Raw genomic sequence first — 19,278 nt, 5'->3', positions numbered from 1 at the left:
CGCCTGCCCTCGGCCGCGCGGGCGACGTCGCCCGCGACGCTCCCCCCGGCCGGGCTCGACGGCCTCGACCCGTCGTGGTCGCGACTGGTGACCGTGCCTGCAGGAGGCGCCGAGCGCGTCGAGCGCACGTGGCACCTCCTCGACAACGCGGCCTCCCTCGAGGAACTCGGGGCGGATCCCGTCGGCACCGTGCTCTGCGTGCACGGCAACCCGACCTGGTCGTATCTCTGGCGTCGTCTCGTGGCGCAGGCGACCGAGGCCGCCGCGGCCGGCCGGCCCGCGTGGCGGGTCGTCGCCGTCGACCAGCTCGACATGGGCTTCTCGGAGCGGACCGGCGTCGAGCGGGGGCTGCCTCAGCGGATCGCCGACCTCGCCGCGCTGACCGCCGAGCTCGGCCTCGACGGCCCCGTCGTCACGCTCGGACACGACTGGGGCGGCGTCGTCTCGATGGGCTGGGCGGTCGACCACCCCGGCCAGCTCGCAGCCGTGACGATGCTCAACACGGCGATCCACCAGCCGGCCGACGAGCCGATCCCGGCGCCCCTCCGCCTGACGCTCGCCCGCGGCGTCCTCGGGCGCGCGACCGTCGCGACGACCGGGTTCATCGACGTGACGCTCGGGCTCGCCCACCCGCGGCTCACGGACACCGTCCGTGCCGGTTACCGCGCGCCCTACCTGTCGGCTGCGCGCCGTGGCGGCGTCGGCGGGTTCGTGGCCGACATCCCCACGGGCCAGCAGCACCCGAGCCGCGCCGAGCTCGACCGGATCGCCGCCGCCCTGCGCGACCTCACGGTGCCGAGCCTGATGCTCTGGGGACCGCGCGACCCGATCTTCGGCGATCGCTACCTCGACGACCTCGCCGACCGCCTCCCGCACGCCGACGTGCACCGCTTCGAGGGCGCGGGGCACATGATCGCCGAGGACGTCGACTACGCGGCTGCCGTGCTGACCTGGCTGGGCGACCGGTTCCCCGAGGGGCCGACCCGCGCCTCCTCGGCCGGTGACGGCCGTGCCGCCTCGACCGGCGACGGTGCAGTGGCGACGACCCCCGCGCCCATGGCCACCGACCCGCGAGGCACGGCGGCGACGACCGCCGAGGAGGCGCCCGGCACCGCCCAGGACCGCCCGCTCTGGTCGCACCTCGACTCCCTGGCCGACAGCCCCGAGGCCGCCCTGCTCGAGATGGTGCCGCACGGGGCCGCGCGCGGCTCCGGCCCCCGCCGGGTCAGCTGGCGGCTGCTCAGCCGACGCGTGCACGAGATCGCGCTCGGCCTCCGCAAGCACGGCGTGCGACCGGGCGACCGGGTGTCGCTGCTCGTGCAGCCCGGGGCCGAGCTCACCGCCGTGCTCTACGCCTGCGTGCGGATCGGGGCCGTGGTCGTCGTCGCCGACGCCGGGCTCGGCGTCCGCGGGCTCACCCGTGCCGTGCGCGGCGCCTGGCCCGACCACGTCATCGGCCAGCTGCCCGGCCTGACCGCTGCACGCGCCCTCGGCTGGCCGGGACGCGTCGTCTCGACCCAGCGCCTCTCGCCCGTCCTGGCCCGCTCGCTCGGCGTCGAGACCTCACTGCCCGAGATCGCCGCCCTCGGTCGTCGTGCCCACGCCGCGATGGCCGAGCTGCCCGAGCCGCCCGCGGCCGAGGCACCCGCCGCGATCCTCTTCACGTCCGGCTCGACGGGGCCCGCCAAGGGCGTCGTCTACCGGCACGGCCAGCTGACCGCGCTGCGCGACGCACTCGCCGACCGGTACGGCGTCGGACCCGGCACCGGCCTCGTCGCCGGCTTCGCCCCCTTCGCCCTGCTCGGCCCCGCGCTCGGCGCGACGAGCGTGACGCCCGACATGGACGTCACCTCGCCCCGCACGCTGACCGCCCGTGCCGTCGCGGCGGCGGCCGAGGCGGTCGACGCGACGGTCGTGTTCCTCTCCCCCGCCGCGCTGACCAACGTGGTCGCCACCGCGGACCAGCTCGACGACGCCGGTCGCCGGGCACTCGCCGGGGTGTCGACGTTCCTGTCGGCCGGCGCCCCCGTCTCGACGACGCTGCTCGCCGCCGCGGGCGACCTCATGCCGCGAGCCGTGCCGCACACCCCCTACGGCATGACCGAGGGCCTCCTGATGACCGACGTCACGCTCGACGAGGTCCGCGAGGCCGCGAGCGACCCGTCGGCGAACGGGGTCTGCGTCGGACGGCCTGCGCCGACCGTCCAGGTGCGCGTCGCTCCGCTCGACGAGGCGGGGCGCGCCTCCGACGCGTTCTCCGACGCCGTCGGCGTCACGGGCGAGATCGTCGTGTCGGCGCCGCACCTCAAGCACGGGTACGACCGGCTGTGGCTGACCGACCGGGCCAGCGTGCGCGGCGTGGGCGACACGACCGGCGTGGGCGGTGCTGCCGTCGGGACCGACGCCTCCTCGGCCGGGTCGTCCGGTCGGTGGCACCGCACCGGCGACGTCGGACACCTCGACGAGCAGGGCCGGCTCTGGGTCGAGGGGCGCCTGCCGCACGTCGTGACGACCGCCTCCGGCCCCCTGACCCCGGTCGCCGCCGAGCTGGCCGTCGAGTCGCTCGCCGGCGTGGCGAGGGCGGCCGTCGTCGGCGTCGGACCGGCAGGCACGCAGCAGGTCGTCGTCGTCTGCGAGGGATCCCCCGCCGTCCGGCGTCCCGGGCTCGCAGCCGCCGACCTCGCCGCCGACGTGCGGGCGGCCGTGCTCGACGCCGTCGGCCACCGCGTCGCCGCCGTGCTCGTCGTGCCGGTGCTGCCGACCGACGTGCGCCACAACAGCAAGATCGACCGCGCGCGCCTCGCGACGTGGGCGGCGTCCGTGCTGTCGGGCGGACGGATGCGCCGCCCGTGAGGGTGCTGGTCACGGGCGCGAGCGGCCTGCTCGGCGGTGCGGTCGCCCGGGCCGTCGCGGCGGCCGGGCACGAGGTCACGACGTTCCAGCGTCGACCGTCGGGCGTCGCCGGGGTGCGCGACGTCGCTGGCTCGATGACCGACGCCGCGGCCGTCGCGGCGGCGGTCGACGGGCAGGAGGCGGTGGTCCACCTGGCCGCCAAGGTCTCGCTGGCCGGCGACCCCGCCGACTTCGAGGCCGTCAACGTCGGGGGCACGAGCTCCCTGCTCGACGCGATGCGCGCCTCCGGCGTGGCCCGCCTCGTCTTCGTCTCGTCGCCCTCGGTGGCCCACGGAGGCGCGTCGATCGTCGGCGAGGACGCCGCGCCGGCGTCCCCCTCGCGGGCACGCGGCGACTACGCCGGGACGAAGGCCGCCGCCGAGCTGCTCGCCCTCGCCGCCGCGACGAACGACCTGCGTGTCGTCGCCGTGCGCCCGCACCTGGTCTGGGGCCCCGGCGACACGCAGCTCGTCGAGCGCATCGTCGAGCGGGCCCGACAGGGGCGGCTGCCGCTGCTCGACCACGGGGCCGCCCTGATCGACTCGACCTACGTCGACAACGCCGCCTCGGGCATCGCCGCCGCGCTCGAGCGGGTCGACGCCCTCTCGGGCGGCGCCTACGTGATCACCAACGGGGAGCCGCGCACGGTCGCCGACCTGATGGCGGGGATCTGCGCCGCGGGCGGCGCGCCGGTGCCGCGCCTCCGCGTGCCCGCCGGGCTCGCCCGGGTCGCGGGCTCGCTCGTCGAGCGCGTCTGGGCCGTGCGGCCCGGCGCCGACGAGCCGCCCATGACGAGGTTCCTCGCGGAGCAGCTCTCGACGGCGCACTGGTTCGATCAGCGACGCACGCAGCACGACCTCCGGTGGACGCCCGGGGTCTCGGTCGACGAGGGCCTCCGCCGCCTGGCCGCCTGGTACGACGCGGGCAGCCCCGCCGACTGACGACCAGCGAGATCGAGGTGACGCTCCGCAGGGGTCTTGCGACACGAGACGCCCTCGGAGCGTCACCTCGATCCCGACCGGGCTAGATGACCGCGTCGCTCCAGGCGTCGGGGTTGCCGAAGCGGTGCGCCGTGATCGACACGGCCTGCTCGCGCAGGAACGGCAGCAGCTCGAGACGTCCGGTCGGCGTGACCGGTGCGGCGAAGACCGCGACGGCCGGGTCGCCGCCGAGCGCGTCAGAGAGGGCCGAGGAGGCGGCGCCCCCGTCGGCAGCACCCGTCACGAGGCGCACGCGCTCGGTCCGCAGCCCGCCCGCCCGGACGCGGTCGTGCCAGGCGTCGTCGCTCTCGACCCGGATCGCTCCGACGCCGAGGCCGAGCGCTGAGACGAACGACTCCGGCAGGGCCGTGGCGACCGACGCCGTGAAAGGCGACCCCGAGCGGAGGCCGGCGAGCAGCACGCGCACCACGTCGGCGAGGGAGGCGCCCTCGGCAGCGCGCACCGTCACCGCGAGCGGGCGGTAGCGCAGCAGGTCGCGCTCGAGCCCGAGCTGGCTGACGTCGCGGGCGACGCCGAACTCGGAGGCCCAGACGTGTTCGTCGGTGGCGACGGCCGCCGCGACCAGGTCGGCGTCGGCTCCGAGCGACGGGGTCGCGGCGCGGAGGGCGGCGGCGACGGGCTTCGCGGGCCGCGCCTCCTTCGAGGCAGCACCGGCGAGCGTCGTCGGCGTCCACGACCCGAGGTGCACGAGGTAGTTCGGGCCACCGGCCTTGGCTCCGGCGCCGACCGACGACTTCTTCCAGCCGCCGAACGGCTGGCGTCGGACGACCGCGCCGGTGATGCCGCGGTTGACGTAGAGGTTGCCGGCCTCGACGCCGTCGAGCCAGGTCGACAGCTCGGCAGGGTCGAGGGTGTGCAGCCCGGCAGTGAGGCCGTAGTCGGTGGCGTTCTGCAGCGCGATCGCCTCGTCGAGGGTCGCGGCCGTCATGACGCCGAGCACCGGGCCGAAGTACTCGGTCAGGTGGAACTCGCTGCCCGCGGCCACCCCGGCGCGCACGCCGGGCGACCAGAGACGGCCGCTGTCGTCGAGCCGACGGGGCGCGACGAGCCAGGACTCCCCCGCGCCCAGGGTCGTCAGGGCGCGCTCGAGCTTGCCCGACGCAGGCTCGATGATCGGGCCCATCTGGGTCGTGGGCTCGGACGGGTAGCCGACGCGCATGGTCGAGGCCGCGTCGACCAGCTGGCGACGGAACCGCTCGGAGGTGCCGACCGAGCCGACGAGGATCACGAGGCTCGCGGCCGAGCACTTCTGCCCGGCGTGGCCGAACGCCGACTTGATCACGTCGGCGGCCGCGAGGTCGAGGTCGGCGCTCGGCGTGACGATGATGGCGTTCTTGCCGCTCGTCTCGGCGAGCAGCGGCAGGTCGGTGCGCCAGCTCGTGAACAGCGCGGCCGTCTCGAAGGCACCGGTGAGGATCACGCGGTCGACGGAAGGATGCGAGACGAGGTGGCGGCCGAGGTCGCCCTCGTCCACGTCGACGAGCCGCAGCACGTCGCGGGGCACGCCCGCCTCCCACAGCGCCTCGACCATGACGGCGCCGCAGCGCTTCGCCTGGCCGGCCGGCTTCACGACGACGCTGCTGCCCGCGGCGAGCGCCGCGAGCGTCGAGCCGGCGGGGATCGCGACGGGGAAGTTCCACGGCGGGGTCACGAGCGTCAGGCGCTCGGGCACGAAGTCGGCGCCGTCGACGACGTCCAGCTCCTCGGCGAGGTGGGCGTACCAGTTGGCGAAGTCGATCGCCTCGCTGACCTCGACGTCGCCCTCGGCGACGGTCTTGCCGGTCTCGCTCGCGGCGACCTCCATCAGGTCGGCCCGTCGGGCGGCCAGCGTGACGGCGGCGGCACGGAGGACCTCGGCCCGGCCCGCGCCTCCTCGTGCCGCCCAGGCGGGCTGTGCCGCGACCGCGCCGGCGACGATCTCGTCGAGCACGGAGGAGTCGGTCACCCGCGCCTGCTCGATGAGGTCGACGCCGAGCACCGAGTCGGTCGAGCGACGCTGGATCTCACGGCCCCACGCGCGGTTGTCGGCCTTGGCGGGGTCGGTGTCGGGCTCGTTGTCGAAGCCGCTGCCGGCCTCGCGCGGCCGGAGCGCCTGCGCGTCGTCGAGCCGGCTCTGCACGCGGTGCGGAGCGGGCGCCTCGACGTCGACGTCGGTGAGCGAGGCGAGGAACCGGCCCTTCTCGCGCTCGAACATCGCCTCGTTCGACGCGAGCTCGAAGACGGCCGACATGAAGTTGTCGCTCGAGGCGTTCTCCTCGAGGCGGCGGATCAGGTAGCTGATGGCGACGTCGAACTCGCGCGGGTGCACGACCGGCGTGTAGAGCAGCAGCCCGCCGACGTCGGCCTTGACGAGCTCGGCCTGGCCCTCGGCCATGCCGAGCAGCATCTCGAACTCGACGCGGCCGCCGACGCCGCGCGCCTCGGCGAGGAGGTGAGCGAAGGCGATGTCGAAGAGGTTGTGGCCCGCGACGCCGATCTTGACCGCTCGCGTGCGCTCGGTCGTCAGGGCCCAGGCGAGCACGCGCTTGTAGTTCGTGTCGCTGGCCTGCTTCGTGTCGTAGGTGGCGAGCGGCCACTCGTGCACGACGGCGTCGACGGTCTCCATGGCGAGGTTCGCGCCCTTGACCACGCGGACCTTGATCGACGCCCCGCCCGCGTCGACCCGTCGGGTCGCCCACTCGGTCAGACCCTGCAGGGCGCCGAGGGCGTCGGGCAGGTACGTCTGCAGCACGATGCCGGCCTCGAGGCCCTGCAGCTGCGGCTGGTCGAGGAGGCGAGTGAAGACCGCGATCGTCAGGTCGAGGTCGCGGTACTCCTCCATGTCGAGGTTGATGAACTTGGGCTCGCGCGAGCGGGCGGCGAGCTCATAGAGGGGCGTGAGCTTCTCGACGACCCGCTCGACGGTCTCGTCGAAAGCCCACATCGAGAGCTGGCTGACGATCGACGACACCTTGATCGAGACGTAGTCGACGTCGTCGCGCTCGAGCAGGGCTCGGGTGCCCGCGAGGCGGTGCTCGGCCTCGGCGTCGCCGAGCACGGCCTCGCCGAGCAGGTTGAGGTTGAGGCGCGTGCCCTCGGCCTTGATGCTGCTGATCGCCGCGCCGAGCTTCGCCGGGCGGGCGTCGGCGATGAGGTGGCCGACCATGCCGCGCAGCACGCGCCGGGCGACGGGCACGACGACGCCGGGCAGCACGGGGGCGACGACGCCGCCGACCCTGACGGCGCCGCGCATGTACCAGGGCAGGAAGGCGGGCACCTGCGAGGCGAGGCGCGACAGGTTGCGGGCGGCGACGCTGAGGTCCTCCGGGCGGACGACGCGGTCGACGAAGCCGATGGTGAAGGCGAGGCCCGACTCGTCCTTGAGCACCTGCGCGAGCAGGTGGGCCGAGTCGGTGCTGGGCGCCGACGACGCCTCGTGCGCCCAGCGGCGGGCCAGGGCGACGGCGTCGTCGCCGATCGACTCCGGGAGGGCTGCAGCTGCCGGCCGGGCCGGCTGGTCGATGGTGGTCATGCGGTCACGATAAGTCCGGAACTTGCCAGTCGGCAAGGTTTGACACACGACCGTAACGTGGCGGCCTGCCCCTGCCTCCTGCACAGGCGACCGACGCCTCCTCGGCAGGGTCCGCGACCGACCCGTCCTCTGGTGGGAGAGCCCTGCGGCTGGTACTTTCGCCTCGTCGCCGAACCAGGGGGTCCGGCGACGTCACCCCACGTCGGAGGCGCGCAGATGGCGATGATCGAGGCCTCGGGCCTGACGAAGACCTACCGCTCGAAGTCGGGCCCGGTGCACGCGCTGACCGGCTTCGACCTCACCGTGCCCGAGGGCACCGTCAAGGCGCTGCTCGGGCCCAACGGCGCCGGCAAGACGACCGTGGTCAAGATGCTGACGACGCTCGAGGTGCCCGACTCGGGCACGGCGCACATCGCCGGGATCGACGTCGTCGCCGACCCGCAGGCCACCCGCCGCACCATCGGGGTCTCGGGCCAGTACGCAGCCGTCGACGAGAACCTCACCGGCTTCGAGAACCTCGACATGATCGGCCGGCTCTACCACCTCGGCGCGAAGGTGTCGCGCGAGCGGGCCCGCGAGCTGATCGACGTGTTCGACCTCTCGGCCGCCGGCGATCGCCCGGTCAAGGGCTTCTCGGGCGGCATGCGCCGACGGATCGACCTCGCGGGCGCCCTCGTGACGAACCCGCGCGTCCTGTTCCTCGACGAGCCGACGACCGGGCTCGACCCCCGCAGCCGCCTCGCCCTGTGGGACATCATCACCTCCCTCGTCGCCGGCGGCACCACGGTGCTGCTGACGACCCAGTACCTGGAGGAGGCGGACCGGCTGGCCGACGACATCGCCGTCATCGACGGCGGGCGCGTCATCGCCGAGGGCACCGCCGACCACCTCAAGGCGCAGGTGGGCGGGCACCGCCTCGTCGTCGCGCTCGTCGACGAGGCCCGTGCGGACCAGGCGCTCGAGGTGCTGCGACGGCACGGCGACGCGGAGCCGACGCTCGGCAGCGACGGCCGTCAGGTCGAGGTCGCCGTCACCGACGGCCCGACCGCGCTGCAGCGCACCCTGGCCGACCTCGGCGCCGCGGGCATCGAGCTGCACGACGCCGGCATGCGTCGCCCCACGCTCGACGACGTGTTCCTGCAGCTCACCGGGCGCAAGGCCGTCGACGAGGACGACGACCCCGACACGGCCTCGATCGCGACGGGGAAGACGAGCAGGACGAGCAAGAAGGAGGCGCGGCGATGACCACGACGACGAGCGCGCTCGCGCAGACCCTCACGCCCGTGGGCCCCACGGGGCTCGGCACCTGGGCCTCCGACGGGTGGACCGTGACGAAGCGCAACCTGATCAAGGTCAAGCGCTCGCCCGACATGCTGATCTTCGCGGTGCTGCAGCCGATCATGTTCGTGCTGCTGTTCAGCCAGGTCTACGGCGGCGCGATCGCCGTGCAGGGCACGGACTACACGCAGTTCCTGATGGCGGGCATCTTCGCCCAGACCGTCGTCTTCGGCTCGACCTTCTCGGGCGCCGCCATGGCGCAAGATCTGAAGGAGGGCATCATCGACCGGTTCCGCACCCTGCCGATGAGCCCATCGGCGGTGCTGATCGGCCGGACGAACAGCGACCTGGCGCTCAACTCGATCTCGATGGTGATCATGATGCTCACCGGCCTCGCGGTCGGCTGGCGGGTGAACACGCCGCCGCTGATGTTCCTCGGGGGCATCGCGCTGCTGCTGCTCTTCAGCTACTCGTTCAGCTGGGTGATGGCGCTGCTCGGCATGAGCGTCAAGACGCCGGAGACGATCAACAACGCGTCGTTCATGATCCTGTTCCCCCTGACGTTCATCTCGAACGCCTTCGTGCCGAGCGACACGCTGCCGACGGTGCTGCGCGTCTTCGCCGAGTGGAACCCGGTGTCGTCGCTGGTCCAGGCCGCCCGCACGTCGTTCGGCAATCTCGGCGACACCCCCGTGCCCGACATCTGGACGCTGCAGCACCCGTACGTCACCGTGCTCGTCGGCCTCGCGGTCATGCTCGTGGTGTTCGTGCCGCTGAGCATCCGCAAGTTCCAGCGGATCAGCTCGAAGTAGGGCACTGGCGGATCAGCTCGGGGCTGCGGCGACCTGCTCGCGCACGGCGTCGTCGAGCTCCTCGGTCGGCACGGTCACGACCGTGCCGATGACGAGCCGCATCAGGTCGGCCACCTGCACCTCGTCGCGTCGGTACAGCCACTGCAGCTGCAGCCCGTCCTGCACGGCCAGCACGACGCGGGCTGCCGACTCGGCCGTGAACCCGTCCCGCAGCCAGCCGCGCGCCTCCGCGACCGCGAGGTAGGCCGAGGTCGAGCCGATGATGCGGTCGTAGTGGTCGGCGTAGTAGTCGTGGGCCGGGTGGTCGCTCGACGTCGCCTCGGCCGACGCCGTGATGAAGAGCGAGATGACAGCGGGCACGTCGACGTTGTACTCGGCCAGCGCGACCAGCTCGGCCAGGCGCATCCCGCCCTCGTCGTCGAAGTGCTGCCGGAGGCGCTCGTCGCGTCGACGGAGGACGGCCATGAGGAGCTCGTCCTTGGTCGCGAAGTAGTGCATCAGCGACTGGTGCGACACCCCGCAGCTGCGGGCGATCTCGCGCAGGGAGGCACCGTGGAACCCGACCTTGCCGAAGACGGGCAGCGCCGCCTCGAGGATCGCCTCGCGCTTGGCGACGCCCTTGCGGTAGCGGCCGGGCGGGGCGGCGGGCTCGTCGAGTGCGGACATCGGGGCCAGCCTAGGGCGGGCTGCGGACGATCGCACCGCCTCGGGTGCCCCCATGAGCCGAGCGTAGGCTCACCGCGTGAGGTGGTCGCTGCTGCGCATCCCGGCGTTCCGCGCCCTGTGGGTCGGACGCCTGCTGTCGTGGGTGGTCGGCGGCCTGGCCCCCCTCGCCCTGGTCTTCGCGGCCGTCGACCTCGGCGCGGACGCGACGCAGCTGGGCCTCGTCGTGGCGGCCCGTGCGGTGCCGAACGTCGTGCTCGTCCTCGTGGGCGGCGCCCTCGCGGACCGGCTGCCGCGGCGCCTGGTGTCCACCGCCTCCTCGGTGGTCTCGGCCGCCTCCCTCGTCGCTGCGGGGGTGCTCCTGCTGACGGGGAACGAGACCTTCGTGACGCTGGCCGTGGCGGCTGCCCTGACGGGCGCGGCCGCGGCGTTCTTCGGCCCGGCCTCGAGCGCGATGCTCCGCGACGTTCTCGTCGAGCCTCTCGTGCGCGACGGCACCGTGCTCGCGCGGATCAGCATGAACGTCGGCCTGATCGTCGGCACGGCCCTGGGCGGCGCGCTCGTGGGCGTCGCAGGGACGGGCAGCGCGCTGCTCGTCGGCGCCGGGCTGTCGGTGGCGGCCGCGTTGGCGTTCGCGCGCGTGCCGCGGTCGGTGACCGGCGCCTCCGGCTCGGGGTCGCTGCTGCACGACCTGGGCTCGGGCATCGGCTTCGTCGCGCGGTCGCCGTGGCTCCGGGCGACGATGGCGCTGGCGTTCGTGCACCAGCTCAGCTTCGCCGGCGGGGTGCAGGTGATCGGGCCGCTCGTGGCGGACGAGTCGTTCGGCCGGGTGCTGTGGGGCTTCGCCGGGGCGGTGCAGACCCTCGGCCTCGTCGTCGGGGCCGTCTGGGCGGGCCGGCTGCGCGGGCGGCTGCGGCTCGCGGTCGCCTGCCTGGCGACGGCTGCGCTGGTGCTGCCCCTGGTGCTGCTCGCCGGCGCCCACGTCGACCAGCCCGAGGTGCTGGACGCGCCGTACGTCGACCCGCTGCACTGGGCGTTCTGGCTCTGCCTCGGCCTCTTCGTGTCGAGCGTCGGCCTCGAGCTGTTCACAGTGCCGCTCGACGTGGCGATCCAGACCCTCGTGCCGCGCGCCTACCTCGGCCGGGTCTTCGGGGCGCTGACGCTCGCGACGCTGGCCGGGATCCCCGTCGGGGAACTCGTGGTCGGGCCCCTCGCCGACCGGTTCGGCACGCCGGGGGCCCTGTTCACGCTGGCCGGCCTGATCGCCGTCGTGGCCGTGGCGGTGGCCGTCAGCCCGCGGGTGCGCCGCATCGACGCACCCGCGGTCCTGTCAGCGGACGAGCGGGTCGATCAGGAGCCGTTCGATCAGCGGTAGTCGCCGCGCGCGATCGCCTCGGCGTACTTGCGCACGTCCGGGCCGGGCTCGTAGTCGATGAAGCGGCCCTTGAGGCGCTCGTTCAGCGCGGCGAAGGCGGGCTCCCAGTCGTCGCCCTCGTGCTCGGCCGCGACCTCGCGGACGGCGTCCTGCAGCACGCGGTCGGCGTCGGTGAGCATCTTGTCGCGGGCTTCCTGGTTCCAGGTCACGTCGGTCAGATCTGCCATGGTGCTGTCCCCTACTTCTTCTTCGAGAGGGCCGACTCCTTGTGAGCCGCCTCCGCGTCGGTCTTGTCGCTCTTCACGATGAAGTACGGCTCGTCGCCCGAGGCCTTGAAGGTCTGGCCGTCGAACTGGAACTCCTTCACGCGCTTGTCCACCACGGTGCCGTGGGTCTCGCCCTGCGGCGTGTTCCACGTCACGTGGTCGCCCTTGCTGAACGTCATCGTGCCTCCTCAGGCTGTCGGATGCGCTGGACGGTACCCGCGCCTCCTCGGGCCTTCCCGGGCGGGGCACAGGCAGGGCGCTCCGCCCGCTGCGTGCCCGACCGCGTCAGCCGCGAAGCGCGTCGAGCGCCGCGGCCACGCGACGCTCGCGGGTCGCGTCCGTCTTCGCGTCGGCGATCGGCAGCGTCAGGGCCGCCTGCCTGCTGGGCGACAGGGCGTCGAAGGAGGCGCGGAGGGCGTCGTCCCCGGCCCACGCCTCGGCGAGCGCGGCGGGCACCTCGACGACCCGGGGCTCCGTGTCGAGAGCCAGCGTCACCTCCACCTGCTGGCCTCCGACCAGCCCGGATGCCCGACGGTGCTCGGCGCTGAGCGACACGAGGGACCGGCCGCCCATGCTGCCGACCGTGTTGCGGTAGCTGTACGGCTCGGTGGGGGCGTCGCCGACGCCGTGCACCGTCACGACGACGGCCGGGCGCTTCCCGGCGCCGAGCCCTGTGAGCTCCTCGGGCGGCACCACGAGCCCGGTGACGCCCGGGCGGGCCTCGAGGACGACGGTGGGGAAGGTGACGTCAGGCACGGAGTCGGTCATGGGCAGAGGGTAGGGCCCCCGCGCATCTGCGGGGAAGGGGCACAGACGAGGAAGGCGGCGCCTGCGGGACCGCGGCCGCGCCTCCTCGTCCCGGCCCGCGCCTCATCGTCAGACGGAGATGCCGCCGTCGGTCGTTATCAGCTGGCCGGTGACCCAGCGGCCCTCGGGCGACATCAGGAACCGGACGGTGCGCGAGACGTCTTCGGGGGTGCCGAGGCGGCCCGTCGGCTGCATCGCGGTCAGCGTGCGGCGGGTGTCGTCGTCCATCCAGCCGGTGTCGACCGGTCCTGGGTTGACGGCGTTCGACGAGATGCCGAGGTGGGCCAGCTCGCGGGCCGCGGCGATCACGATGCGGTCGAGGGCGCCCTTGCTCGCGCCGTAGGGCAGGTTGTGCACGGTGTGGTCGCTCGTGAGCGCCACGACGCGGGCCCCGTCGGGCAGCTCGTCGAGGGGAGGCAGCTGCTCGGCGAGCGCCTTGATGCTCAGCCAGGCGGCGCGGGTGTTGACGGCGAAGTGCCGGTCGAAGGCCTCGACGGAGGTGTCGAGGATCGACGAGTCGACGCTCTGCGAGTGCGACAGGACGAGGCCGGAGACGGGCCCGAGGTCGGCGTTCACCTGCGCGAGGAGACGGGCGGGGGTCGCCGCGTCGGAGAGGTCGGCCTGGTAGACGCGGGCCCTCCGGCCGAGGCCCTCGACCTCGGCGACCAGCTCGGAGAGGTCGCCCGGGCGGGCGCCCCAGCTCATGGAGTCGTCGTACGGGTCCCAGGTCGCGAGGGCGAGGTCCCAGCCGTCGGCGGCGAGGTCGCGGGCGACGGCCCGCCCGATGCTCTCGCGTCGTCCGGCGCCGGTCAGGAGGCAGGTCTTCATCGACATGGTGCCAGCGTAGGGGGCTCGCCGCCTCGCGCGACGTCCACGTTCTCCTTCGCCCTCGCGCTCGCCCGGCTCGTCGAGCGAAGTCAGCGGGCGAGCTCGTCGCACGAGGTCACGGAGCGAGGTCGTCGAGCAGGGCGGCGAGCCGGTCGAGGTCACGCTCGACGGCCGCGACGTCGGCCGCGAAGTCGGCGTCGGAGGTGCCAGGCCGCCTGAAGAGGGTGAAGACCACTTCGCTGCCCTGGTCGTTCGCCAGCACGCGCAGCGGGTTGTGCACGACGGTGCCGTCGGGCAGCGTGACGTCGTGGTCGAGCACGCCGAGCTCGACGGGCCCGGTGAACGCCACCTCGACGACGCCCATCGGCGAGTCGGCGAGCCACCGCCCGCCCTCGTGCCGGACGCCGCTGCTGAGGCCGGCCGCCCACGAGGGCAGCTGAGCCGGGTCGCCCGCGACCCGCGACACGGCAGCCACGTCGTGCTCGATCGGACGGGAGACGTGCACGGCGGGCCAGGTCATGCGGGGACGGTACCAGCGCGCCGGCCGCACCGCCACGACGCTCGAGTTGCCCCTTCGCGGGCTTCTGGGCCCCGTCAGGCCCCGCGAAGTGGCAAGCCACTCGCCCCTGCGGCGGAGACGAGCGCGTTGAGCTCGTCGACCAGCCGGGCCGTCCGGTCGACTCCGAGCCTGAGCACGAGGGACTCCGAGAACCAGTGCGCCCAGACGTCCTCGACGTCACGCACGGTCACGGCCCCCTCTGCGACGAGCACACGGGCCAGGTCGAGAGCCTCCGGCTCGTACTCGTCTGCCGGAGGCCCCTCCGGCGTGCCGGGCTCGAGACCGTACGGGTCGACCGCGGTGAGGACGGCCAGGACCGCCGCGACGGTCTGCCGGTGGCGGCGGACGCCTTCTCTCATGTCGTCGACGTCCTCCCCTAGTGCCCGCGCCGCGCCTGCCAGCGGTTGACGAAGAAGACCACGATGCCGACGGCGGCCAGCACGAGGCCCATGACCAGCCACACGGTGTCGTCGCCGGGGCTGCGACCGAGCGCCGCCCGGACGACGAGGACCAATCCGACCACGACCGCCACCCAGGGCAGGACGTCGCGCAGGGGGTTGACCTTCAGGCGTCGGAACCGCCTCGGGACCGGCTTCTCGCCGTCGGTGCTCTCGCTCATGTGCGCCAGCATGCCAGGCCGGTCGGGCTGGTGGAGCAGCCCTCGTGGTTCGTGGCCGCGCCTCCTCGTCGTTCAGGAAGCGGCGGCGCTCCGGTCCTGATCCGTGCACGGATCAGGAGATCGAGTCCCCCTCTCGCGAGGATCAGGACTCGTCTTCCTGAATGAGGAGAGGAGCAGGAGGCGCGGTGCGGGAGCGCAGGAGGCGCGGGTCAGCGGCCGCGGCGCGGGCGGCTGCGGCCGGTGCCCCGCTGTGGCCCGCCGCGACCGCCGGGCGACGTCTTCTTCTGGCCGGGCCCCGAGCCGCGTGCGCCGGCCGCGCCCTTGCCGCCCGTGCCGCCGCCCTTGCCGGGACCCTTGGCCTTGGCGGCGGGCGCCTCCTGCGCGTCGTCGTCGCGCCTCCTCGACCGGCTGCTGTTGCGGGTGCGTCCACGGACGACCCCGATGAAGTCGTCGATGTCGTTGTCGAGCTCGCCGATCGGCCAGACGAGCGCGATCGTCGTCGTCGGCACGTCGGAGAGGAACCGGTGCGTCACGCCCGAGCGTCCGTGCAGCCGGGCCAGCGACTGCGGCATCACGGCGACGCCGGAGCCGGTCGCCACCACCTCGATCGCCTGCGCCTCGTCGAGGGCCGGGTCGAGGTCGTGCCGCACCTCGCCGGAGAGGTCGGCCAGCGAGAGCTCGTCGTCCTTGCCCGCGGCGGCCAGCGGGTGCTCCTTGCCGAAGCAGACGACGGCGCGCTCCTCGTAGAGCGCGATGGACGAGAAGTCGTCGCCGACCGCCAGCGGCAGCCGGGCCAGCACCATGTCGACGCGGTCGTCGCCGCGGAGCACGTCGAGCACGTCTCCGGTCGCGTCGCCCGTCACCTCGACGACGTCGAGGGGCAGGTCCGCGCGCCGCTCCTCCCACAGCCGCGACCACTTCGAGAGGGTCACGCCGGGCACGAAGCCGATGCGGAAGGAGGCGCGGCTCGGCTCGGTCGTCATCGCGCCAGGCTACCGGGCGGCCTGCGTCCCCCTGCCCGTGGCCCGTGCCCCCGCCCGCGGCGGGTGCCCGCGTCGCCCGTCCACGGGCGTGGGCGGCGCCCCCGGCTCCGGTCCGCCCGGGCGGTACCCTTGCGGGATGACCTCGGAGACCCCCAGCGGCAAGAGCCCGCAGACCCTCAAGCCCTTCACGGCCGCGAAGAAGCTCGGGGTGCACCTGCCGGCGACCCCCGAGTCGTTCCAGGCCAGCCCCGTCACCCGCGAGGAGTTCGCCGAGCTGACCGCGAACCCGCCCGAGTGGCTCGCCGAGCTGCGTCGCACCGGCCCGCACCCGCGCCCCGTCGTCGCGCAGAAGCTCGGCGTCACGATCTCCGGCCTCGCCCGTGCCGGCGTCGACGACGCGCTCACCACCGACCAGATCCACGCCCTCCTCGAGGAGATGCCGCAGTGGCTGGTCACCGAGCGCGCCAACCTCGCCGAGGTGCGTGACGAAGAGCTGCGCGTCAAGGAGCGCGACGCCGGCCGTGCCGTGCTGCGCGCCGAGCGCGAGGCCGCCGAGCAGGCCGAGCAGGAGCGCCGCGGCCTCTAGCGGCCCGCGCGCCCCGGCCAGGCCACGGCCCCGGCCCCGACCCCGGTCCCGGTCCGGGTCCGGCTCCGTGTCCTGGCCCCGACCCCGGTCCGGGCCGCACCGTCCGCTCCGGTCCCCGGTCTCGCCGGGGCAGTAACGTCTGCTCCATGTCCTTCAACGACGACACCCGCATCGACAGCAGCAAGGTCAAGCGCGCGGGCCGCGGCCGCACGACCGGCATCGCCGCAGGCGGGGTCGGCATCGTCGGCGTCATCGTCGTCGCGCTGATCAGCCAGTTCACCGGCGTCGACCTCTCCGGTCTCGTCGGCGGTGCACAGGTCGGCCCGGCACAGCAGATCGAGGGCGAGTCGCTCGAGGGCTGCTCCACGGGCGCCGACGCGAACGCGAGCATCGACTGCCGCATGGCGGGGGCCGCCGACTCTCTCGACACCTACTGGGCCTCGGCCGCCCCCGAGGTGGGCATCCAGGGCTACGCGAGCCCCGAGTTCTTCCTGTTCACCGCCTCCGTCGACACCGGCTGCGGCGGCGCGACCAGCGCGACCGGGCCCTTCTACTGCCCGCCCGACCGCGCGCTGTACGTCGACACCGACTTCTTCGACCAACTGCGCGAGCAGTTCGGCGCCTCGGCCGGGCCCCTCGCCCAGATGTACGTCGTCGGGCACGAGTGGGGCCACCACGTCCAGCAGCTCAGCGGCGCCTTCGACCGCGCCGACCGCACCCAGACGGGCCCCGGCTCCGACACGATCCGCCTCGAGGTGCAGGCCGACTGCTACGCCGGCGCCTGGGTGGGCTCCGCGACGACGATCCAGAACGAGTACGGCGAGACGTTCCTCGAGCCCGTGACGCGCGAGCAGGTCGCCGACGCGCTCGACGCCGCCGCCGCGGTCGGCGACGACCGGATCCAGGAGGCGTCGGGCGGCCGGGTGGACCCCGACACCTGGACCCACGGCTCGGCCGAGCAGCGCACGAGGTGGTTCGAGGCCGGTCGCGCCGGGGGCCCGACGGCCTGCGACACCTTCAGCGTGCCGACGAGCGAGCTCTAGCCGCACCGAGCGTCGCTCGGCGTCGCCGGTGCCGGTGCCGCCCCGGGCCGTCCCGCGAGCGCACGGCAGAACTCCCAGCCCGTTCCCGACCCGCCGCGCCTCTGCAGGAGCAGACTCGGCTCACGTCGCGAGGAGGCACGCCATGGTCAAGACAGGCAGAGCAGTGGAGTACGACCGGTACGGGGAGATCGACGAGCTGCACTTCGTCCCGCAGCAGCTGCCGGTCCCGGCCGACGACGAGGTCGTCGTCGAGGTCGTGTGCGCCGGGCTCAACCACATCGAGAACTTCACCCGCGCGGGCGACTTCCAGGACCGCCTCCCGCAGACGTTCCCGGCCCACCAGGGCTCGTGCTTCGCGGGCATCGTCAAGAAGCGCGGCTCCGCGGTGCGCGACCTCGCGGTCGGCGCCGAGGTGATCGGCCACGCCGTCGGCGGCGGCGCCCACGCCACGTGGATCACCGTCCCGGCGACCGCGGTCGTCCGCAAGCCCAGCAGCGTCTCGTGGGAGGTCGCGGGCGGGCTCTACCTCGCCGGCGCCACCGCCTACGACATCGTCCGCTCGTTGCACCTCGGCGAGGGCGACGTCGTCGTCATCACGGCTGCGGCGGGCGGCGTCGGCCACATCGAGTGCCAGCTCGCGCTCGCCGCCGGAGCCAAGGTGATCGGCACCTGCAGCCCCGGGAACCACGACTACCTGCGCCAGATCGGCGTCACGCCCGTCGACTACGGCGAGGGCCTCCAGGAGCGCATCGAGAAGGCCGCGGGCCGCCCGGTCACGGCGTTCATCGACAACTTCGGCGGCGACAACCCGGCGCTCAGCACCGAGCTCGGCGTGCCCGAGTCGCGCTTCAGCTCGAGCGAGCACCGCCTCGACGTCGAGATCCGGTTCATCACCGCCGAGCGCGGCGACATCGAGCCGTCGATGATCCTGGCGGCGCTCGCGAAGCTGATCGCCGACAACAAGGTGCGGGTGCTGATCTCGGGCTTCTACCCGTTCGACAACATCGCGCAGGCCTACGAGGACCTCGCCGAGCACCACTCCCGCGGCAAGGTCGTCGTCGGCATGCAGCCCGTCGAGACCGGCGCCCGCTCGCACTGGTACCTGTCGGCGAAGGCCCGCACGCTCGCCGAGCAGCGCGGCTAGGGCCGGCGCAGCAGTGCGCCGGGCGCGCGCACCGTCGCTGCCGCGACCCGCATCGCGTCCGTGAGAGCCGCCTCCCAGTCGACGCTGCCCGGGTCTCCCGACCGGGCCAGCGACGACGCCACCACGGAGGCGAAGGTCGCATCGCCCGCGCCCATCGTGTCGACGACGTCGCCGTCCAGCGACGCGATGGCCTGCCGCAACGGCGCGTGCCCGGCGAGCGTCAGGCTGGCCCCGTCGGAGCCGCGCGTCGCGAGCACTCCCCCGGCGCCCGACGCGAGCAGCGCCTCCTGCCACTCGTCGAGCGTGCCGCCGGCGACCAGCGCCGCGTCGTCCTCGCCGATCTTGACCAGCAAGGAGGAGGCGGCGGCGGCGGCGAAGCCGGTCGCGAAGGCCTCGGGGTCGCGCAGGAACCCGGGGCGCGGGTTCGGGTCGACGACGAGCCGCCGCGGCTCCGCGCCAACGGCGGCGAGCAGCCGCTCGGTCAGCCGGGCGTCGTCGAACGGGTACGAGCTGACGGCCACGAGCGGCGCGGCCGCGATCGCGGCGAGCTGGGCCTCGCCGAAGTCGAGGCCGCGGGCGACGGCCGCGTCGCTGAAGGCGTAGGTCGGCTCGCCGTCGACGCGCTCGCTCACCGCGCGGCCGGTGCCGAGCGGGTTGGTCGTGGCGACGAGCTCGACGCCGTGCTCGGCCAGGTACGAACGGATCGACGCCCCGTCGGCGTCGTCGCCGATCGAGGCGAGCAGCGTGGTGGCGACGCCGAGCCGGGCGAGCCCGACGGCGACGTTGAGGCCGGCCCCGCCGACGTGGTCGTCCGATCCGGAGGGGGTGCGCAGCTCGTCGATGAGGGCGTCGCCGATGACGACGACGCGGCGTGCAGACTGGTCCATGTCGACACCCTACGGGCGGCTCGG

General features: G+C 74.1%; 19 protein-coding genes. 8 read left to right on the top strand and 11 right to left on the bottom strand.

All coding sequences use genetic code 11. The annotated features are described in order from the left end of the window. Window positions 1-3 precede the first annotated feature (3 nt). Window positions 4-2,853: an alpha/beta fold hydrolase gene (locus EDF20_RS08445; RefSeq protein ID WP_133738717.1), complete on the top strand. Its 2,850-nt coding sequence runs from the start codon at window positions 4-6 to the stop codon at window positions 2,851-2,853. Beyond that, complete coding sequence (locus EDF20_RS08440; protein WP_133738361.1) at window positions 2,850-3,833, top strand: NAD-dependent epimerase/dehydratase family protein; 984 nt, start codon at window positions 2,850-2,852, stop codon at window positions 3,831-3,833. Before EDF20_RS08445 ends, EDF20_RS08440 begins: the two co-directional genes overlap by 4 nt. Before the next feature lie 82 nt (window positions 3,834-3,915). On the opposite strand, the gene EDF20_RS08435 is transcribed toward EDF20_RS08440, so the two are convergent. Then, window positions 3,916-7,404, bottom strand: coding sequence for a bifunctional proline dehydrogenase/L-glutamate gamma-semialdehyde dehydrogenase (locus tag EDF20_RS08435; protein ID WP_133738360.1), 3,489 nt, complete (start codon window positions 7,402-7,404; stop codon window positions 3,916-3,918). A 216-nt stretch (window positions 7,405-7,620) separates the two neighbouring features. Between EDF20_RS08435 and EDF20_RS08430 the strand changes: the two genes are divergently transcribed. Both EDF20_RS08430 and EDF20_RS08425 read left to right on the top strand, forming a co-directional pair. Further along, window positions 7,621-8,649: an ATP-binding cassette domain-containing protein gene (locus EDF20_RS08430; RefSeq protein WP_133738359.1), complete on the top strand. Its 1,029-nt coding sequence runs from the start codon at window positions 7,621-7,623 to the stop codon at window positions 8,647-8,649. After that, on the top strand, window positions 8,646-9,494 hold the full coding sequence (locus EDF20_RS08425; RefSeq protein ID WP_123547887.1) for an ABC transporter permease: 849 nt from the start codon (window positions 8,646-8,648) through the stop codon (window positions 9,492-9,494). Before EDF20_RS08430 ends, EDF20_RS08425 begins: the two co-directional genes overlap by 4 nt. A 12-nt stretch (window positions 9,495-9,506) precedes the next feature. Here EDF20_RS08425 and EDF20_RS08420 read toward each other — a convergent pair whose 3' ends face one another. Beyond that, window positions 9,507-10,160 carry a TetR/AcrR family transcriptional regulator gene (locus EDF20_RS08420; RefSeq protein ID WP_166644784.1) on the bottom strand — a complete coding sequence of 218 codons (654 nt, stop codon included), beginning with the start codon at window positions 10,158-10,160 and terminating at the stop codon, window positions 9,507-9,509. A gap of 76 nt (window positions 10,161-10,236) precedes the next feature. Here EDF20_RS08420 and EDF20_RS08415 point away from each other — a divergent pair, with 76 nt between their 5' ends. Then, on the top strand, window positions 10,237-11,532 hold the full coding sequence (locus EDF20_RS08415; RefSeq protein WP_133738357.1) for an MFS transporter: 1,296 nt from the start codon (window positions 10,237-10,239) through the stop codon (window positions 11,530-11,532). On the opposite strand, the gene EDF20_RS08410 is transcribed toward EDF20_RS08415, so the two are convergent. The 8 genes from EDF20_RS08410 to EDF20_RS08375 form a co-directional block, all read right to left on the bottom strand. Beyond that, window positions 11,523-11,759 carry a hypothetical protein gene (locus tag EDF20_RS08410; RefSeq protein WP_123547884.1) on the bottom strand — a complete coding sequence of 79 codons (237 nt, stop codon included), beginning with the start codon at window positions 11,757-11,759 and terminating at the stop codon, window positions 11,523-11,525. The genes EDF20_RS08415 and EDF20_RS08410 overlap by 10 nt on opposite strands. Before the next feature lie 11 nt (window positions 11,760-11,770). Beyond that, on the bottom strand, window positions 11,771-11,977 hold the full coding sequence (locus EDF20_RS08405) for a DUF2945 domain-containing protein (protein ID WP_123547883.1): 207 nt from the start codon (window positions 11,975-11,977) through the stop codon (window positions 11,771-11,773). 106 nt (window positions 11,978-12,083) lie between these two features. Next, on the bottom strand, window positions 12,084-12,566 hold the full coding sequence (locus EDF20_RS08400; protein ID WP_243833421.1) for a YdeI/OmpD-associated family protein: 483 nt from the start codon (window positions 12,564-12,566) through the stop codon (window positions 12,084-12,086). 108 nt (window positions 12,567-12,674) lie between these two features. Continuing rightward, window positions 12,675-13,439, bottom strand: a complete 765-nt coding sequence (locus EDF20_RS08395; RefSeq protein WP_208292610.1) for an SDR family oxidoreductase — start codon at window positions 13,437-13,439, stop codon at window positions 12,675-12,677. A 109-nt stretch (window positions 13,440-13,548) separates the two neighbouring features. Next, the gene (locus EDF20_RS08390) at window positions 13,549-13,953 is read right to left on the bottom strand and encodes an SRPBCC family protein (protein WP_133738356.1); all 405 of its coding nucleotides are present in this window, start codon (window positions 13,951-13,953) and stop codon (window positions 13,549-13,551) included. A 74-nt stretch (window positions 13,954-14,027) separates the two neighbouring features. After that, window positions 14,028-14,351 (bottom strand): hypothetical protein, encoded by a 324-nt coding sequence (locus EDF20_RS08385; protein WP_133738355.1) that lies wholly within the window; start codon window positions 14,349-14,351, stop codon window positions 14,028-14,030. A 17-nt stretch (window positions 14,352-14,368) separates the two neighbouring features. Next, window positions 14,369-14,611, bottom strand: a complete 243-nt coding sequence (locus EDF20_RS08380; protein ID WP_133738354.1) for a hypothetical protein — start codon at window positions 14,609-14,611, stop codon at window positions 14,369-14,371. Between the two features lie 209 nt (window positions 14,612-14,820). Further along, complete coding sequence (locus tag EDF20_RS08375) at window positions 14,821-15,594, bottom strand: LysR family transcriptional regulator substrate-binding protein (protein WP_133738353.1); 774 nt, start codon at window positions 15,592-15,594, stop codon at window positions 14,821-14,823. A 136-nt stretch (window positions 15,595-15,730) separates the two neighbouring features. Here EDF20_RS08375 and EDF20_RS08370 point away from each other — a divergent pair, with 136 nt between their 5' ends. From EDF20_RS08370 to EDF20_RS08355, 3 genes are all read left to right on the top strand, one after another. Beyond that, a complete protein-coding gene (locus EDF20_RS08370) occupies window positions 15,731-16,180 on the top strand; it encodes a DUF5997 family protein (RefSeq protein ID WP_123547879.1) in 450 nt (149 codons plus the stop codon). A gap of 146 nt (window positions 16,181-16,326) precedes the next feature. Further along, on the top strand, window positions 16,327-17,223 hold the full coding sequence (locus EDF20_RS08360) for a neutral zinc metallopeptidase (RefSeq protein ID WP_133738352.1): 897 nt from the start codon (window positions 16,327-16,329) through the stop codon (window positions 17,221-17,223). Window positions 17,224-17,365: 142 nt separating this feature from the next. Next, window positions 17,366-18,367 (top strand): NADP-dependent oxidoreductase, encoded by a 1,002-nt coding sequence (locus EDF20_RS08355; protein ID WP_133738351.1) that lies wholly within the window; start codon window positions 17,366-17,368, stop codon window positions 18,365-18,367. Here EDF20_RS08355 and EDF20_RS08350 read toward each other — a convergent pair. Next, on the bottom strand, window positions 18,364-19,254 hold the full coding sequence (locus EDF20_RS08350; RefSeq protein WP_133738350.1) for a PfkB family carbohydrate kinase: 891 nt from the start codon (window positions 19,252-19,254) through the stop codon (window positions 18,364-18,366). The two genes, EDF20_RS08355 and EDF20_RS08350, sit on opposite strands and share 4 nt — an antisense overlap. Window positions 19,255-19,278: the final 24 nt, after the last annotated feature.

Origin of the sequence: Frigoribacterium sp. PhB116 (genome assembly GCF_004364285.1) — a bacterium.
GTDB lineage: Bacteria > Actinomycetota > Actinomycetes > Actinomycetales > Microbacteriaceae > Frigoribacterium.
The sequence above is the reverse complement of the archived record's forward strand: the minus strand, read 5'-3'. Positions and strand labels throughout refer to the sequence as shown.

What these genes read in the sequence shown, in the direction of transcription:
- EDF20_RS08435 (WP_133738360.1), bottom strand. Translation starts at nt 7,404, where the DNA reads ATGACCACCATCGACCAGCCGGCCCGGCCGGCAGCTGCAGCCCTCCCG.
- EDF20_RS08430 (WP_133738359.1), top strand. Translation starts at nt 7,621, where the DNA reads ATGGCGATGATCGAGGCCTCGGGCCTGACGAAGACCTACCGCTCGAAG.
- EDF20_RS08425 (WP_123547887.1), top strand. Translation starts at nt 8,646, where the DNA reads ATGACCACGACGACGAGCGCGCTCGCGCAGACCCTCACGCCCGTGGGC.
- EDF20_RS08420 (WP_166644784.1), bottom strand. Translation starts at nt 10,160, where the DNA reads ATGTCCGCACTCGACGAGCCCGCCGCCCCGCCCGGCCGCTACCGCAAG.
- EDF20_RS08410 (WP_123547884.1), bottom strand. Translation starts at nt 11,759, where the DNA reads ATGGCAGATCTGACCGACGTGACCTGGAACCAGGAAGCCCGCGACAAG.
- EDF20_RS08405 (WP_123547883.1), bottom strand. Translation starts at nt 11,977, where the DNA reads ATGACGTTCAGCAAGGGCGACCACGTGACGTGGAACACGCCGCAGGGC.
- EDF20_RS08400 (WP_243833421.1), bottom strand. Translation starts at nt 12,566, where the DNA reads ATGACCGACTCCGTGCCTGACGTCACCTTCCCCACCGTCGTCCTCGAG.
- EDF20_RS08395 (WP_208292610.1), bottom strand. Translation starts at nt 13,439, where the DNA reads ATGTCGATGAAGACCTGCCTCCTGACCGGCGCCGGACGACGCGAGAGC.
- EDF20_RS08390 (WP_133738356.1), bottom strand. Translation starts at nt 13,953, where the DNA reads ATGACCTGGCCCGCCGTGCACGTCTCCCGTCCGATCGAGCACGACGTG.
- EDF20_RS08385 (WP_133738355.1), bottom strand. Translation starts at nt 14,351, where the DNA reads ATGAGAGAAGGCGTCCGCCGCCACCGGCAGACCGTCGCGGCGGTCCTG.
- EDF20_RS08380 (WP_133738354.1), bottom strand. Translation starts at nt 14,611, where the DNA reads ATGAGCGAGAGCACCGACGGCGAGAAGCCGGTCCCGAGGCGGTTCCGA.
- EDF20_RS08375 (WP_133738353.1), bottom strand. Translation starts at nt 15,594, where the DNA reads ATGACGACCGAGCCGAGCCGCGCCTCCTTCCGCATCGGCTTCGTGCCC.
- EDF20_RS08370 (WP_123547879.1), top strand. Translation starts at nt 15,731, where the DNA reads ATGACCTCGGAGACCCCCAGCGGCAAGAGCCCGCAGACCCTCAAGCCC.
- EDF20_RS08360 (WP_133738352.1), top strand. Translation starts at nt 16,327, where the DNA reads ATGTCCTTCAACGACGACACCCGCATCGACAGCAGCAAGGTCAAGCGC.
- EDF20_RS08355 (WP_133738351.1), top strand. Translation starts at nt 17,366, where the DNA reads ATGGTCAAGACAGGCAGAGCAGTGGAGTACGACCGGTACGGGGAGATC.
- EDF20_RS08350 (WP_133738350.1), bottom strand. Translation starts at nt 19,254, where the DNA reads ATGGACCAGTCTGCACGCCGCGTCGTCGTCATCGGCGACGCCCTCATC.